This is a genomic window from Bacillus sp. 5mfcol3.1 (assembly GCF_900114335.1).
GTDB lineage: Bacteria > Bacillota > Bacilli > Bacillales > Bacillaceae_G > Bacillus_A > Bacillus_A thuringiensis_S.
Map to the genome: position 1 here is coordinate 113,104 of NZ_FOST01000007.1, position 15,850 is coordinate 128,953.

Genomic DNA, 15,850 nt, shown 5'->3' on the forward strand with positions numbered 1-15,850 from the left:
CCCGAGCGGCATACAACCTTTTTATTTTAAGACACCACTATACAAAATGCTTACTTCTACTTCAGGTTTGAATTTTACTTTTGCATAATCTTTATTCCAATTTTTTTTCTTCCATAAGTTAGGATGATAAGCGATAAGATGTCTTCCAATACCGAAAGCATCACAATTTGCTTTTTGTAGTTTTCGTGTTATTTTTTTCGCTTCTTTCGTGAGTTGTTTAGAAAGTTCTTTATTTAGTTTTTCTCTATCGTCCATTGTATACATATTATCTCTTGGAGATTCAAGTGCTATAACTTTTAATTGGAGCTTAATGTGAGCATAAACATTTCCTTTTTTATCTGTTGTTATTTTTAAGTCGCGTTTTAATTTTCGATTACTAATTTCCATTGTTAAATAATCAGATGTCTTCTCAGATTCATCACTAGTCAGTTTTTGGGTTATACGGGCACTTGTTCCCATTTTTCCGGTTAATAACACGAATAAAACAGATTGTTTCAAAGGTAAATGCCCAGTTAATTTATCATTGTTAAATAAAGCTAACCCGTTTGTAACTACTTCTTTTCCTTTTATTTTTATAGAAGGAAGGGTAAAGTCTTTACCGGGATCTAACATTTTTGTAGCAGCTGTTTCTAAAGTTTCTTTTGGAAATACACTCATATCTTCTAAGCTTTTCACTTTTTTCTTTAGAAAATCTCCAATTAGTAAATTTCCTATTTTCTTTTTTTCGAGTATCTCCGATGTTTCACCATCTACTGCAATAAGTTTTACTAAAGCAGTTGGGTTTGTTGGATCTCGAAAGCTGACATCTAAATAGGGGAGTATACCCTTTTTTAGAATTTTGGTTCCGAGTAATTGAACACCATATTTAAAATAGCGAATATTCCCAGTCACATTTTTTTTTAGGGCATCGCCTGTATCCATTATGTTATGCCCGGTTGCTGAATATATTTCATTCTCAAATGAAGATTGCTCTCCGCTTGAACTTTTTACGAGCTCGATTGTTTGCTGGAGTTTATTCTCTTCCGTAATATCAGCTCCAACGCTATAAGCTAAACTTGCCTCCCTTAATGGTTCTTGATCCCAACAGCCAGAAAGGAGGGAACTAGCACATAATATTAAAAGTAATTTAACTCTTTTTTTGAACATACTGTTCTCCTTTCTTATTTCGTATCACAGAATAAAGTAGAAATAAAAGAGGAAGGACAACTATGAAAATATAGGTGAACTTATCAGTGAAAGTTGAAATTACTTTTAATTCTTCAGGTGTATCTATAAATAAGGCTACACTAAAAGCAATAATACCAACGATTGGAACAGCCTTTTTATGATTAGCAAGGTTGAATATATGTCCAATTCCGATTGAAGCAGCGCAGTAATAACTAGCAATAGAAGCGACAACTGTTATCATCCAAATTGGGATGAAGATTAGGTCCGTTCGATCTATAATTCCAATATGCAAGGAGCGTAATAAGTAAGCAACTGGCTCTGGAATAAGCTCAATTTGCTTTGGACTAAATACGATAAAGCAAATCCAAACGGTAAAAGTATAAAAAAGAGTTACAAATCCATTGGCGATAGAAATGGCCTTCAGTTTTGCAATAGAACTCCCATTTACTTTTGGGAAAGCGATAAGAATAATTTCAAAACCATACATGGCTGTAATTGTTTCCTTGGATGCTTGAATTATATTCCACCATCCGGCTTCTGTAATAGGAAAAATATAAGAGAAATCAGCTCGTGAAAGCCCTAGGGCAATTAAAAGGGCCATTGGAATAATGAGAATAGAGGCCATGACATAAAATCGTACGATGACTTTAAATGTGTTATAAGCTACATAACAACAAGCTACTGTACATAATATGAGAATTGCAGACCACGGAGTTGCGTGTAAAACCCATACTTTAATGACGTTACAAGCATTCAACATAACCGTCATACCGATAAGGGTAAAATAAAAAACATAAGAAAAGCCCAATAGTTTTCCTAACTTATTACCAAATAGCATACAAACACTTTTATACATATCTGCATCAGGAAATCGTTTTAAGAAAAGCCACATAAGTAAAATAATAAGTTGAATGGCAAGCCCCGCGATGAGCGCAGAAATCCAACCACCACCTTTTGCTATCGGATGAAGCCGGTTAGGTAGAGATAGTATACCGACCCCAATTTGGCATTGAATAACGAAAAAGGTAAATTGAACAAGTGAAATTTTACTTTGCGTGTTTGTCACCGTCCTCATCCTCTCTCGTTACAGGTTGGCGCTGCATTTTTTTCGGTTTTGGATCATGTGGTCTTTCCCAAAATGACCAAATTGGTAGTCTTATGAAAGAATCTTTCATATCTTTAATCCGCATCGGGGCAACAGGAGAAAGATATGGTGTATGAAATGAATGAAGCTGACATAAGTGAACGAAAGTTATAATGAGACCGAATGATATTCCTACATATCCGAATATGGCAGCAAGGAGCATTAATGGAAAACGAAGAATCCGAACTGCTGAACTCATATCGTTTGATGGAACGAGAAAAGATGAGATTGCAGTTAAAGCTACAACGATGATCATTGTGTAAGAAACGAGTCCAGCTTTTACAATTGCATCCCCAATTACTAAACCACCTACAATACCGATTGTTTGTCCAACGCGGCTCGGCAAGCGAATACCAGCTTCTCGTAATAACTCGAAAATTAACTCCATTAAGAGAGCTTCAAAAATAGGAGGAAGCGGTACTTTCTCTAATGAAGCTTTAATCGTATACACAAGTTCGAGCGGTAACACATCAGGATGAAAAGCGACAGTTGCAATATATAAAGCTGGTAAGAGAAAGGCAATTAAAAAACTTACTAAGCGAATCATTCGGACGAAAGAACCGACAATCCAACGGTTATTATAATCATCTGGTGATTGATAAAAAGCGAATAACGTAACCGGTACGATGAGTGCTGTTGGATCTCCGTCAGATAAAATAGCAACACGCCCTTCCATTAAATTAGCAACAGTTCTATCTGGACGCTCTGTATTTAATTGCTGCGGAAATGGGGAGAAAGACGTATCCTCTATAAATTCTTGTATGTATCCTGGTGGCATAAGTGCATCCGTTTTAATGGTTTCCAATCTTCTTTTCACTTCTATAACTAAATCGTCATTCGCTATATTTTGCATATAAGTAATTGCCACTTTCGTGTGCATTTCTTCACCGAGTGTAAAATATTTAACAACTAAATTTGGACTCTTAATGAGTTTACGAATAGAGGTTAAATTAGTTGCTAGATCCTCTACAAAACCAGTATGTGGACCGCGCACAACTCCTTCATTATCAGGCTCTGCTATATCTCTCTTTAAAGATAAGGCTGTTTCGAAAATACAAAAACTGTCGACGTGTTCATGAAAATATAAGGATTTACCTTGTAATAAAAGTTGTATCCCATAATTTAAATTCGTTTCTTTTTTCATATTTAACGTAGAAAAAGCTTTATCTAAAGATAAATCTGATTGCGTTAATAATGGCTCAAGGACTAACTGATGAATTAGATTTGGATCTGCTAAAGATTCGATATATAAGATTGTTCCTTTTCCGTTTTGAAAAGGGAGATCTAATTTTTTTATATCATCAGAATGAGAAAGTTTATTTTCAATGTAATTAATGTTCTCCGGAAGTGATGGAAACATATGCTTTTGGTTTTTACTCTCTTGTTGTTCTTTTTGCTCTGTCATAATTTCCACCTCTCTTAAAGTGCAATTGTTTCTGTTAATTTTTGTTGTTTGTGAGAAATTTATGCTTGAATTATTTTAAAAAAAAGAGGATTGAAGGTTACGTTACATTGTCTTTTGTGCATTATTCAATTTCATAGCAGTACTTCTAACATTTGTGTCGAATTAAGAAGATATATAGGAGGGATATATATGGAAATAGCTGTAGAACGTGTTTTTACGAAAGAGATTTTAAAAAGAGCAGCGAATTTGTTTCATGTAACAGTAGAAGAAAAGCCACTTGGAGATTTTGAGAATTATATTTTTAAGGCGAAGGGTGATAATGATGAAGATTACGTATTACGTTTAACACATTCTTCTCATCGTTCTAAACAAGAGGTAGAGGCTGAACTAGATTTTTTACGATATGTTGCGGAGAATGGGGCAAAGGTAGCAGGACCTCTTTATTCAACGTCTCGAAATCTCGTAGAAGAAATCGTAGCAGAGGATGGGACTTTCTTTTTCGCTTCTTTATTTACATATGCAAAAGGTGAGCCAGTAAAAGGAGCAGAATCGCCTTATTGGGGAAATGCTTATTTTGAAGCGTGGGGAAAAGCGATTGGGCAACTGCATCGCCTTACAATGGATTATCCTAAAACAGACTACCGTGAAACGTGGGAAGAAGACGAAAGTGGAATTGTTAATGAATTAGAAGATGGTCAAGTGAAAGAGATTGCAGCGGTATTAATGGATGAAATTAAGGCTCTTCCAGTTGAAAGAGAAACGTTCGGTCTTATGCACGGTGATATCCATCAAGGTAATTTCCATTATGATGGAAAAGAGCTTACAATCTTTGATTTTGACGATGCAGCTTATAATTACTTTATACATGATTTAGCGATGGTTCTATACTACTCTGTTCTATTTACACCGTGGACAGCAGAAGAGAAGACAGATTTTGCTCGTAAACAGTTACAAGTGTTACGAAAAGGATATGAGTATGAGCACAGGCTGGCGGATAGTTGGTATGAATCGATACCACTATTTTTACGTTTACGTGATATAGGTTTATATGGAACGCTTCAGAAGAAGTTTAAAGGGAAAGATATGCCTGATAACTTCTTGAAATTATCAGAAGAGCTATACGAAAGAATTATTAAAAGAGAAGCAATTGTGAATATATAATACATTTAGTTCAAAACAAAGTATATAAAACAAATATATACTTTGTTTTTTTATACAAAAATATGTTTACTTTATTAAAATAATATTGTCCTGGATTCGGTATACACTTATAATTTTATATATATTCTGAATATTCTTTATAAAGAAGGAGGGGGAATGTTGGAAGCTTTCGTAAATTGGTTAAATAATATTGTTTGGAGTCCAGCACTTGTTTATTTATGTTTAGGAGTAGGTTTATATTTTTCCATTCGAACGAAGTTTTTACAAGTAAGGCACGTAGGAGAAATGGTGAAGCTGACATTTCAAGGAGAAAAATCAGAAGCTGGTGTTTCTTCATTCCAAGCGTTAGCACTTTCATTATCAGGACGCGTTGGAACAGGAAATATTGCTGGAGTAGCAACAGCGGTTGCATTCGGTGGACCAGGAGCTGTATTTTGGATGTGGGCAGTAGCCTTTTTAGGGGCAGGATCAGCTTATGTAGAATCAACACTCGCGCAAATATATAAGACGAAACATCAAGGGCAGTTTCGTGGTGGGCCTGCTTACTACATCGAAAAAGGTCTAGGAGTTAAATGGTATGCTTTAGTATTCGTTGCAGCGACAATTCTTGCAACAGGACTTTTATTACCAGGTGTACAAGCAAATAGTATTGCTGTAAGTTTAGAAACAGCTTTTGGTATTAATACTACCGTATCAGGGGCTATATTAGTTGTCGTATTAGCTCTTATCATTTTCGGTGGAGTAAAGCGGATTGTTAACGTAGCGCAAGTTGTCGTACCGTTTATGGCAATAGGCTATATTTTAGTAGCTTGCGTCATTGTTGCTATGAATATTGAAAAATTGCCAGAAGCATTTATGTTAATTATAAGAAGTGCATTTGCATTAGAAGCTGCATTTGGTGGTATTATCGGTTTAGCAATTTCTTGGGGAGTAAAACGTGGTATTTATTCTAATGAAGCAGGGCAAGGAACTGGGCCACATGCAGCAGCAGCAGCTGAAGTATCACATCCAGCTAAACAAGGTTTAGTGCAAGCATTTTCCGTTTACATTGATACATTATTTGTTTGTTCAGCAACAGCATTTATGATGATTATTACAGGCATGTATAACGTATTTGATGCAAGCGGAAAAAACTTTATCGTTAATAAATTAAATGGTGCTCAGCCAGGACCAGGATATACACAGGCAGCGGTAGAATCTGTTTTCCCTGGATTTGGAAACGGTTTCGTTGCAATCTCGCTATTATTCTTCGCGTTTACAACAATTATGGCGTATTACTACATTGCAGAAACGAATATAGCGTACTTAAATCGTGATAAGGATCGTCCTTGGCTGTCCATGATACTAAAGTTTGTATTTTTAGGAGCAGTATTCTATGGCTGTATAAAAACAGCAGCAACGGCTTGGGCTTTAGGCGACATTGGGGTAGGAATTATGGCATGGGTAAATATCATTGCGATTTTACTATTACAAAAACCTGCATTAGTCGCATTAAAGGATTATGAAAAACAGAAAAAAGAAGGAAAAGATCCAGTATTCGATCCAGGGCCATTAGGAATTAAAAATGCTGATTTTTGGGAGCATGAATACGGGAAAGATAAGAAAGAAGAAGTATCTTAATAGAATAGAAATGAAGAAGCAAAGGGGAAACCCTTTGCTTTTTTTTATGGACAAATTGAAGCTAAAAGTTATTTTTGGGACTATTTTTGAATATAAAAAGAATGTACATGCGTTGTTAGGGGAAGGGGGGAGTATGTTGATAGAATTTCGTAATGTAAATAAATATTATGGTAACTTTCAAGTTTTGAAAAATATTAATGTGCAAGTGAAAAAAGGCGAAGTGGTAGTAGTTGTCGGGCCTTCAGGATCAGGAAAAAGTACATTGCTTCGATGTATAAATCAATTAGAGGCAATTACAGATGGAGAATTAATTGTACAAAATACAGAGGTACACAATAAAAAAACGGACATGAATGAATTGCGGCGAAATATTGGGATGGTCTTTCAACATTTTTATTTATACCCACATAAAACAGTTCTGCAAAATATTACATTAGCACCGATTAAAGTAAATAAAGTTTCCAAAGAAGAAGCAGAGAAAACAGCAATGCTTTATTTAGAGAAAGTAGGAATCCCAGAGAAGGCTAACGTATATCCACATCAATTATCCGGAGGACAACAGCAAAGGGTAGCAATTGCTAGAGGACTTGCGATGCAACCGGAAATTATGCTGTTCGATGAGCCTACGTCTGCTCTTGATCCGGAGATGATCGGGGAAGTACTTGATGTTATGAAAACGCTAGCTAAAGAAGGGATGACAATGGTCGTTGTCACGCATGAAATGGGATTTGCACGAGAAGTAGCAGATCGGATTTTATTTATGGATGATGGTCAAATTATTGAAGATACAACACCGGCACAATTTTTTGCAAATCCTGAACAAGAAAGAGCTCGTTTATTTTTAAGTCGGGTGCTAAATCATTAGAGGAGGAATTTCATGCTTAAAATGAAAAAGTTATTTACTTTAATCGTATTTTCATGTTTATTCGTGCTTGTCGTTGCTGGATGCGGAAGTAAAAAAGATGAGGCAAAGGAAACAAATACGAAGCAAGGCGGGGCTGTTGAGCAAATTAAGAAACGAGGGAAATTAGTAGTTGGGGTGAAGAATGATACGAATTTATTTGGATTAAAAAATCCTTCAACAGGGCAAGTAGAAGGATTCGATGTTGATATCGCGAAGGCACTTGCGAAAAAAATTCTTGGGGACGAAAAGAAACTAGAGTTGAAAGAAGTAACATCTAAAACACGTATTCCACTACTGAAAAATGGTGATATTGATGCAATTATCGCAACAATGACAATTACGGAAGAACGTAAAAAAGAAGTTGATTTTTCAGATGTATATTTTAAAGCAGGGCAATCGTTACTTGTGAAAAAAGGAAGCAATATTAAGAGTATTGATGATATAAAACAAGGTGTGAAAGTATTAGCTGTAAAAGGCTCAACATCTACAAATAACATTCGTCAAAAGTCACCAGAAGCGACTGTATTAGAATTTGAAAATTACAGTGAGGCATTTACGGCATTAAAAGCAGGAAAAGGTGATGTTTTAACGACAGATAATGCAATTCTTTACGGCATGGCAAAACAAGATTCAAATTATGAAGTTGTAGGGAAAATTTTCACGGATGAACCGTACGGAATTGCAGTGCAAAAAGGTGCAGATGATTTAACGAAAGAGATTAATAGCTTGCTAAAAGATATGAAAGCGAATGGAGAATACGATAAATTGTATGAGAAATGGATTGGTCAAAAACAAGAAAAATAAAGTGACACTTAATTGGAATAAATAATAAGAGTGAGAGGATGAGGGATGCTCATCCTCTTCTTGTAAAGAAAGAGGGGAGAATATGTGCCTGATTTTTCTATACTAACGAATAACATTGATATGTATTTAGAAGGCTTTAAGTATACAGTTATGTCTAGTGTAATTGCATTAATAGGAAGCTTTATTTTAGGAGTAATTTTGGCGGTAATGCGTATTGCACCGATTCGTATTTTAAATTGGGTAGGATCAGCTTTTGTAGAGTTTGTAAGAAATATTCCACTCGTATTAATTGCATTTATATTCTATTTTGCTTTACCTGTAATAGGAATTACTTTAAATGGTTTTGTAGCAGGAACAGTTACGCTTACGGTATATACGGCAGCGTTTATTGCGGAAGTTATTCGCGCTGGTATTCTATCAGTCGCGAAAGGTCAGATGGAAGCAGCAAGGTCTTCAGGGTTAACGTATGTACAGGCGATGTATTATGTTGTCTTACCTCAAGCGATGAAAATCGTAATTCCTCCTCTAGGAAATCAATTTCTCAATTTAGTAAAAAACTCTTCCATACTCGGAATTATCGCTGGTACTGATTTAATGTATCAAGGAGATTTAATTTCAACGAAGACGTTTGTTACGTTTGATGTTTATATATTTGTCGGGATGTTTTATTTAATATTAACAATTCCGCTCAGTATGCTAGTGCGTTATTTAGAAAAACGCTTGGCAAAGGAGGCGGTGTAAATGGATTTTAAGGGAGCAATTACAGGGGATCATATTCTATTTTTATTAAAAGGATTACTTATAACGTTAGAGGTAGCGCTCGTAGCAATTGTACTTAGCTTTATTATCGGTAGTGTAATAGGAATATTGCGCTACACGAAAATACCTGTCTTCTCACAAATATTAGGAATTATCGTTGAAGTGATTCGAAACTTACCACTACTGTTAATTATATTTTTCACGTATTTTGCACTTCCAGAAGCAGGCTTGAAATTAGAAATTATAACAGCTACAATTGTTGCTTTAACAATATTTGAAGCTGCAATGATATCTGAAATTGTTCGAAGTGGTCTATTATCTATCGAAAAAGGGCAAATCGAAGCAGCGAGGTCTTCCGGATTAACGTATGTGCAAGCGCTGTGGCATATTATTTTGCCACAAGCATTAAGAAGAATGGTCCCGCCACTTGTCAGTCAGTTTATTTCATTGCTGAAAGATACAGCGCTAGCAGTCGTTATATCACTACCAGAGCTTATTCATAATGCTCAAATTATTAGCGGGCAAAATGTAAATTATATGATTCCGACGTTTATAGTAGTTGCTTGTATGTATTTTATCGTAAATTATAGTTTATCAATTTTATCGAGAAGGTTAGAACTTCGTTGACTCTTACAATATATGTAAGGGTTTTTTCCTTGTTTATCCTTATTTTCCTCTAAATAGAATCTAAATCTTGCAATAATTAGATTTTTTATATTATTTTATCAGAAAAGTTTTAATTTTATATAGAAAATGTAATCGCTTTCGTGTATATTTTTATTATCAGAAAATTTTAACAAGACATAGGGGTATGGTAGGGGGAGGATTTAGATGCAGCAACCAACGAATGAGAAATTACATCGTACGATGAAGAGTAGACATTTATTTATGATCGCACTAGGTGGTGTAATCGGAACTGGTTTTTTCTTAGGTTCTGGTTACACTATTAATCAGGCTGGACCAGGGGGAGCCATCCTTTCATATTTAGTAGGCGGATTTATTATGTATTTAACAATGCTTTGTCTTGGAGAGTTAACGGTAGCAATGCCAGTTTCAGGTTCTTTCCAAAAGTATGCGACGAAGTTTATTGGACCAGGAACGGGCTTTATGATCGGCTGGTTATACTGGCTTGGCTGGGCAGTAACAGTAGGACTAGAATTAACGTCAATCGGTTTAATGATGAAAAGATGGTTTCCAAATGTTGATGTTTGGGTATGGTGCCTTGTATTCGGCGTTATTTTATATGCTTCAAACGCAATTTCGGCGAAAAGTTATGCCGAATTAGAATTTTGGTTTTCTAGTATTAAAGTAATTACAATCCTTGCATTTGTTGTTCTTGGTGGTAGTGCATTATTAGGATTTATATCATATGACGGAAAAGAAGCAGCACCTCTTTTCTCTAACTTTGTAAGCGATGGTGGACTTTTCCCAAATGGACTAGCTGCCGTATTACTTACAATGATTACAGTTAACTTCTCGTTCCAAGGAACAGAGTTAATCGGAATTGCAGCGGGAGAAAGTGAAAATCCAGAAAAAACAATTCCACGTGCGATCCGTAATACAGTATGGCGTATTATGTTATTCTTCATTTTAACAATGACAATTTTAGTAGGATTAATTTCTTGGAAAGAAGCAGGCGTAATTGAAAGTCCATTCGTAGTTGTATTTGATAAAATCGGTATTCCATATGCAGCTGATATTATGAACTTCGTTATTATTACTGCGTTATTATCTGTAGCGAACTCTGGATTATATGCAGCGACACGTATATTATGGTCACTTGCAAATGAAGGAATGGCACCAACTTCCTTCCAGAAAGTAAATAAGCGTGGTATTCCAATTACAGCGCTAGTCGTAACGATTGCGGTAGCTGGATTATCTCTATTCACAAGTTTCCTTGCAGAAGATACAGTATACATGTACTTATTATCGATAGCTGGTTTATCGGCTGTTTCAAGTTGGATCATTATTGCTTTATCGCAACTTCGCTTTAGAAGTCAGTATATAAAAGGCGGAGGAAAGTTAGAGGACTTAAAGTATAGAACACCACTATATCCGATTGTTCCAATTTTAGCTTTAATTACAAATAGCATCGTTGTTATTAGTTTAGCGTTTATTCCTGAACAAAGAATGGCGTTATACTGCGGTATTCCATTTATCATTTTCTGCTATATATATTATTATTATATGAGTAAGAAACAGCAGAAACCGATGAAAGTGGAGATGGACAAAACAAATGAAACTAACAATCAAACACGATGATATAAAGGCAGATTTATCGTACGCTCAATTAGCGATTGGAAAAGAAAACGGGTATTCACCGTTACAATTACTCGTTTCTTCTATCGCAGGATGTAGTGCAATTGTCTTTCGAACAATTTTAGAAAAGAAACGTATTACATACGATACGTTTACGATCGAAACTGAAATTGGTAGAAGTGAAGCTTTATCCAAACCAGTTGAAAGTGTTCATTTGCACTATAAAATTAAAGCGGAAAACATTACAGAAGAGCAGTTGGACAAAGCATTGCAGCTTGCAGTGAAAAATTGCACGATTGTTCAATCTGTAAAAGACAGTATAAAAGTTACGGAAACAATTGAACTAATAAAATGAAACATAAAAACGTGAGAGCCGTATTCTCACGTTTTTATGTTTTTAGAAAGAGGGGAAAGTGTAGTGGACTGTTTAGGTTGTAAATTAGCAAACGAAGAGGAAAAAATATATAAAGTATATGAAGATGATTATGTAACTTGCTTTTTAGATCATGCACCTTTCTACCCAGGACATACTTTAATTGTGCCAAAGCAGCATGTTGTAGAAGTAGACGAATTAGATGACATTGTAGCAAGATCAATTATGGATGCTTCTAAGCTGATTGCAAAAGCGATTAAGGCATTATATAAACCAGATGGAATTACAGTTTGTCAAAATGGTGGAGTATTTAACGAGTTAACACATTACCATATGCATGTCGTACCAAGATATAAAGAGCGTTCGTTTGCTGAGTTTTATACGGTGCAAACGGAGGAAAAGAAGAATCATAACTTTGAAGAGACAAAGAATTTGTTAAAAGAAGCGATAGAGCAAATACTGCATATTGAAAAGGTGTAAAAGAATTTTTCTTAGAGATACAGTCAGGAAAATTCTAATATTAAAAAGCCCAATTTCTTAGTTACAATAGAGAAATTGGGCTTTTGTTTATTCTATTATTAAATTTTATCTATAAAAAGATTTTGCAGTGTCACAAAGTTACAGTGCTCATTCGTTATATAGAGTGAGAGGAGGAATTATATGAAAGTTACAAACAACGATTATGAAAAGATGGAAGAGCTATATGAGTTGTATGAACAAAAAATTTATTATGTAGCTTATTCTATTTTAAATAATATTCAACAGGCTGAAGATGCGGTTCAAGAGACGTTTATTACTCTTTATAAGAACTTGGAAAAGCTCCATAGCTTGAGTACTGAAGAGCTTAAACGCTACATTTTGAGGGTTGCGAAAAACAAGGCGATTGATAGCTATCGGAAAAATAGACGACATGAAACATTTTTAGAAGAATATGAAAGAGAATCAACAGAAACAGTAGATGAAAATATTGAAGAGTGGGAAAAACGTGTAATGTCCGAGTTTCAAATTGATGCATTGTTAAAAGAGTTAAATGAGTCTAATAGACAGGTGTTTAAGTATAAAGTCTTCTATAACTTAACGTATCAAGAAATTTCAAGTGTCATGGGGATAACGGAGGCCAATGTCCGCAAGCAGTTTGAGCGTGCTCGAAAACGAGTCCAAAATATGATAGGAGGTATACAACATGACGAATTCAAAGAACTCCAAAGAAATATATGAACTTGCTGAAAAAATTGCTTTAGATGATTTTGATAAACTCGAAGAACAACATGAATTTTCACATACATATACGCGCAAAAAGAAATTGTTTATGGAAGAAATGAAGCTGAGAGGCGAGCGACCACAGAAAAAGCGTAAAAGACATCGTATGTTAATCGCTGCTGCCTGTTTATTAATTGGTATGCCAACAACTGTTTTTGGTGCAGTGAAAGTCTATAATATGATTGTTCAAAAACAAAATTACGAAGTAAATGTGTCGGTAAAAAATAAGGACTCAAAAAAGAGTGATAAGTGGTATAAGCTGAAAATAGGTAAATTGCCAGAAAATATGGAAGCAATCGATGATAGTGCTATGAAATATTCATTTAAAGATAACGACGCAATGGGCGGGTTTTCATTCGTTCTTTCGAGAGTGGGAGAAAATGCGGATTTTCAAACTTTATATTCAAAAAGTTATGAAGAAAAAGAGATAAATGGCAGGAAAGCAGTAATTGTCCATAAAGAAACTGGAAACAACAACGTAATGTTTGACAGAAAGGTCTTTCTCTTTTTTGAGAAAGAAGGGATTATGTTAGAAAGTTATATTGGATCCGATGTAAACGAAGAACAAATGATAGATGTGTTAGGGAGTATTTCACTTGAGCCTACGTCAAAAGAAAAGGCATCATATATAGCAGATTATGATGAAAATCGCTTTACCAAAGCAGCTGAACCGAAAGAAAATAAGGTGATTCCATTGAAAAAAGATAGTAAACGACTATTTCATATAGGACAAAAGGTTCCAGTAACGATATCTATGGATAACAGCCAAATTGAATATGTGATAGAAAAAGTTGAAGTCTTTGATTCAATTAAAGATTTTAAACAAGAGAATTTTAATGAACTTGGCCTAGAGATATTAAGCAAGAATAAGGCTTTAGATCAGATGGGAAAATTACTATCGTACAGACGAGATGAATATAAACTAGGGAATGGTAAAGATTCAATTGATACATTAGTAGATTCGAAATTAGTTAATGTTAAATTTGTCTATTTAACAACAACAGTGAGAAATATTGGTAAACAGGCAACAGAAGAAATCTATATGCATCCATCCATAAAGCAGCTTAAATTTGAAGGGAATGCATGGAAATACGCTAAAGAAGAGGGAATGGATGCAACGCGTATTATGACGGGAGAAGTTGATTATTTAGAGCCTCACGGAGATGGGAAAAGCTTCTACAATATTGGCAGTATCCGACCAGGAGAAACGGTAAAAGTTAACTTAGGTTACTTTGTAGATGAAGATAAACTAGATTCAATCTTTTTGGATGCTTTCCATTACAGAGGGAATGGAAGTACTGAAAATATGAATGCGTCATATCGTTGGTGGATTGATATTCGTCAACAGTCAAAACAATAGGAACAAATACACAAAAAGCTGCTTATATTTAGCAGCTTTTTTCGTCTTCATACATATGTAAAACTTCTTTCGCACGTATACGTAAACCATCTATCAATTCTTTCGGTTCTAAAACTTTTGCATCTTTTCCAAGTCTATAAAATAAAGGAGTAATAAAGTTAATCTCACCTTTATTAATTGTTGAATTTATATATCCTGTCCCATCCTCGTTTACTATAACGAATTCCTCAAGATAAGGAACGCTTTTACATTGGCGTACGCCTTCTGTTGTCAGTAAAACATGTAACTGAGTAGGATTGTGTACTACGTTAGAGTTAGAGGCAAACCACTCTTCTAAATTCATGAATGTATCTGTATTTTCTTCCATCGATAATATTGAGAGAACACGATCAACGCGATACAGTAATACTTTTTTTCTACCGAAGTCATAGGACGGTAAGTACCATAACCCGTCGTGAGCATATACACCAATCGGATGAACATGTTTTGTTTTTATCCCTGATTTAGATTCGTATTGAAAGTGTAAATTTTTATTTTCAATAGCCGCTGTTAACACTTCGTTTAAAAGTGGGGTCTCAATTGTTCTCTTCGGATTCCAAAAGGCGATATAAGAACGTATTTTATCAACTTTCGCTTTCGCATCATGTTGTAGGGAGCTATATAGTTTATGTGTAACGGAATTTATTTCTGTGTTAAAAGGTAAGTCTCTGTAGTAGCTTAAAGATTGAAAGGCAAAAAAGATGGAGACTGCTTCTTCTTCGGTAAATAAGATAGGTGGAATGACCCTAGTTGTTAATACTTTATATCCTCCGTTGCGACCTTGTTCAGCGTAAATGGGTAATCCCATATCACTTAAATCTAAAATATATCTATGGACAGTACGAACGGAAATATTAAATTCATCGGCTATTTCTTGAGCTGTAAATGCTTTTTTTGCAGAAGCAAATATAAGAATATCTAATAAGCGTTTAGCTTTTGACAAATGTATCACCTTTTTTCTTTTTAACATGACATAAATTGTCATGTTTTATTGTTAGTATATTGTTTACATCATATGTTATCAAGATGAGATGCAAGGAGGAAAAGATATGTCACGTGAAATAGTTTTATTTATAGCGGCGAGCTTAGATGGGTATATTGCGAAAGAAAATGATGATTTAGAGTGGTTAATGGAAACGGAAGGAGAGGGAGATAACGGTTATACAGAAATGTATGAAACAATTGATACAATAATAATGGGAAAGAGAACGTACGATTATGTAGTAGAGCATACGGAAACATTCCCGTACTTAGATAAAGCATGTTATGTTTTTTCTCGTTCAGAAAAAGGTTCAGACGGAAACGTGGAATTTGTAAATGAAGATGTAGTGGAGTTTACAAAAAGGTTAAAAGCACAAGAAGGATCTAAAATATGGATGGTTGGTGGAGGAGAGCTACTGAGAGAATTCTTTAAAAATAATCTAATTGATGAATATATTGTTACGATTACACCGCATATATTAGGCTCAGGTGTCCCATTATTTAAAGAAAAGAATCCAGAAATTAATTTAACTTTAACGGATACGAAACGTTTTGGGCAATTTGTAAATTTATATTATAAAGTAAAATGATAAAGTGAAACTTTAATCAGTGGG

The 15,850-nt window shown here is 34.9% G+C and carries 16 protein-coding genes; 12 read left to right on the forward strand and 4 right to left on the reverse strand.

The window, feature by feature from the left end:
• Positions 1-21: 21 nt before the first annotated feature.
• From BM089_RS25350 to gerKA, 3 genes are read right to left on the reverse strand one after another with little or no spacing between them, the layout of a single operon-like run.
• Positions 22-1,146: a Ger(x)C family spore germination protein gene (locus BM089_RS25350; protein WP_000474045.1), complete on the reverse strand. Its 1,125-nt coding sequence runs from the start codon at positions 1,144-1,146 to the stop codon at positions 22-24.
• Entirely contained in the window at positions 1,127-2,233 is a 1,107-nt protein-coding gene (locus tag BM089_RS25355; RefSeq protein WP_000185797.1) for a GerAB/ArcD/ProY family transporter, read from the reverse strand. The genes BM089_RS25350 and BM089_RS25355 overlap by 20 nt, the downstream gene beginning before the upstream one ends.
• The gene (gene gerKA, locus BM089_RS25360; protein ID WP_090978386.1) at positions 2,214-3,716 is read right to left on the reverse strand and encodes a spore germination protein GerKA; all 1,503 of its coding nucleotides are present in this window, start codon (positions 3,714-3,716) and stop codon (positions 2,214-2,216) included. The genes BM089_RS25355 and gerKA overlap by 20 nt, the downstream gene beginning before the upstream one ends.
• Positions 3,717-3,905: 189 nt before the next feature.
• Between gerKA and BM089_RS25365 the strand changes: the two genes are divergently transcribed.
• The 11 genes from BM089_RS25365 (at position 3,906) to BM089_RS25415 (ending at position 14,216) form a co-directional block, all read left to right on the forward strand.
• On the forward strand, positions 3,906-4,877 hold the full coding sequence (locus tag BM089_RS25365) for a phosphotransferase enzyme family protein (protein ID WP_090978388.1): 972 nt from the start codon (positions 3,906-3,908) through the stop codon (positions 4,875-4,877).
• A gap of 159 nt (positions 4,878-5,036) precedes the next feature.
• Entirely contained in the window at positions 5,037-6,497 is a 1,461-nt protein-coding gene (locus tag BM089_RS25370; protein ID WP_000387158.1) for an alanine/glycine:cation symporter family protein, read from the forward strand.
• A 10-nt stretch (positions 6,498-6,507) separates the two neighbouring features.
• Positions 6,508-7,362, forward strand: a complete 855-nt coding sequence (locus BM089_RS25375) for an amino acid ABC transporter ATP-binding protein (protein WP_141544020.1) — start codon at positions 6,508-6,510, stop codon at positions 7,360-7,362.
• A 12-nt stretch (positions 7,363-7,374) separates the two neighbouring features.
• Positions 7,375-8,205, forward strand: a complete 831-nt coding sequence (gene glnH / locus BM089_RS25380; RefSeq protein WP_000916477.1) for a glutamine ABC transporter substrate-binding protein GlnH — start codon at positions 7,375-7,377, stop codon at positions 8,203-8,205.
• Positions 8,206-8,289: 84 nt separating this feature from the next.
• A complete protein-coding gene (locus BM089_RS25385; RefSeq protein WP_001112682.1) occupies positions 8,290-8,946 on the forward strand; it encodes an amino acid ABC transporter permease in 657 nt (218 codons plus the stop codon).
• Positions 8,947-9,591, forward strand: a complete 645-nt coding sequence (locus tag BM089_RS25390) for an amino acid ABC transporter permease (RefSeq protein WP_090978390.1) — start codon at positions 8,947-8,949, stop codon at positions 9,589-9,591.
• A 204-nt stretch (positions 9,592-9,795) separates the two neighbouring features.
• Complete coding sequence (locus BM089_RS25395) at positions 9,796-11,226, forward strand: amino acid permease (protein ID WP_001187099.1); 1,431 nt, start codon at positions 9,796-9,798, stop codon at positions 11,224-11,226.
• Positions 11,201-11,578: an OsmC family protein gene (locus tag BM089_RS25400; RefSeq protein WP_000778853.1), complete on the forward strand. Its 378-nt coding sequence runs from the start codon at positions 11,201-11,203 to the stop codon at positions 11,576-11,578. The genes BM089_RS25395 and BM089_RS25400 overlap by 26 nt, the downstream gene beginning before the upstream one ends.
• Positions 11,579-11,641: 63 nt before the next feature.
• A complete protein-coding gene (locus tag BM089_RS25405; RefSeq protein ID WP_090978392.1) occupies positions 11,642-12,076 on the forward strand; it encodes an HIT family protein in 435 nt (144 codons plus the stop codon).
• Between the two features lie 180 nt (positions 12,077-12,256).
• Positions 12,257-12,814, forward strand: a complete 558-nt coding sequence (locus BM089_RS25410) for an RNA polymerase sigma factor (protein ID WP_090978394.1) — start codon at positions 12,257-12,259, stop codon at positions 12,812-12,814.
• On the forward strand, positions 12,780-14,216 hold the full coding sequence (locus BM089_RS25415; protein ID WP_090978396.1) for a DUF4367 domain-containing protein: 1,437 nt from the start codon (positions 12,780-12,782) through the stop codon (positions 14,214-14,216). Before BM089_RS25410 ends, BM089_RS25415 begins: the two co-directional genes overlap by 35 nt.
• A 28-nt stretch (positions 14,217-14,244) precedes the next feature.
• Here the strand turns inward: BM089_RS25415 and BM089_RS25420 are convergent, their stop codons facing one another.
• Positions 14,245-15,240 (reverse strand): helix-turn-helix transcriptional regulator, encoded by a 996-nt coding sequence (locus tag BM089_RS25420; RefSeq protein ID WP_175495699.1) that lies wholly within the window; start codon positions 15,238-15,240, stop codon positions 14,245-14,247.
• Between the two features lie 64 nt (positions 15,241-15,304).
• Here BM089_RS25420 and BM089_RS25425 point away from each other — a divergent pair, with 64 nt between their 5' ends.
• A complete protein-coding gene (locus tag BM089_RS25425) occupies positions 15,305-15,826 on the forward strand; it encodes a dihydrofolate reductase family protein (protein WP_071714257.1) in 522 nt (173 codons plus the stop codon).
• The last annotated feature ends 24 nt before the right edge of the window (positions 15,827-15,850 follow it).

Bases quoted from the DNA above. Each gene is read 5' to 3' on its own strand.
- BM089_RS25390 (WP_090978390.1), top strand. From the start codon at position 8,947: ATGGATTTTAAGGGAGCAATTACAGGGGATCATATTCTATTTTTATTA.
- BM089_RS25375 (WP_141544020.1), top strand. From the start codon at position 6,508: ATGAAGAAGCAAAGGGGAAACCCTTTGCTTTTTTTTATGGACAAATTG.
- glnH (WP_000916477.1), top strand. From the start codon at position 7,375: ATGCTTAAAATGAAAAAGTTATTTACTTTAATCGTATTTTCATGTTTA.
- BM089_RS25410 (WP_090978394.1), top strand. From the start codon at position 12,257: ATGAAAGTTACAAACAACGATTATGAAAAGATGGAAGAGCTATATGAG.
- BM089_RS25395 (WP_001187099.1), top strand. From the start codon at position 9,796: ATGCAGCAACCAACGAATGAGAAATTACATCGTACGATGAAGAGTAGA.
- BM089_RS25415 (WP_090978396.1), top strand. From the start codon at position 12,780: ATGACGAATTCAAAGAACTCCAAAGAAATATATGAACTTGCTGAAAAA.
- BM089_RS25420 (WP_175495699.1), bottom strand. From the start codon at position 15,240: ATGACAATTTATGTCATGTTAAAAAGAAAAAAGGTGATACATTTGTCA.
- BM089_RS25400 (WP_000778853.1), top strand. From the start codon at position 11,201: ATGAAACTAACAATCAAACACGATGATATAAAGGCAGATTTATCGTAC.
- gerKA (WP_090978386.1), bottom strand. From the start codon at position 3,716: ATGACAGAGCAAAAAGAACAACAAGAGAGTAAAAACCAAAAGCATATG.
- BM089_RS25350 (WP_000474045.1), bottom strand. From the start codon at position 1,146: ATGTTCAAAAAAAGAGTTAAATTACTTTTAATATTATGTGCTAGTTCC.
- BM089_RS25425 (WP_071714257.1), top strand. From the start codon at position 15,305: ATGTCACGTGAAATAGTTTTATTTATAGCGGCGAGCTTAGATGGGTAT.
- BM089_RS25365 (WP_090978388.1), top strand. From the start codon at position 3,906: ATGGAAATAGCTGTAGAACGTGTTTTTACGAAAGAGATTTTAAAAAGA.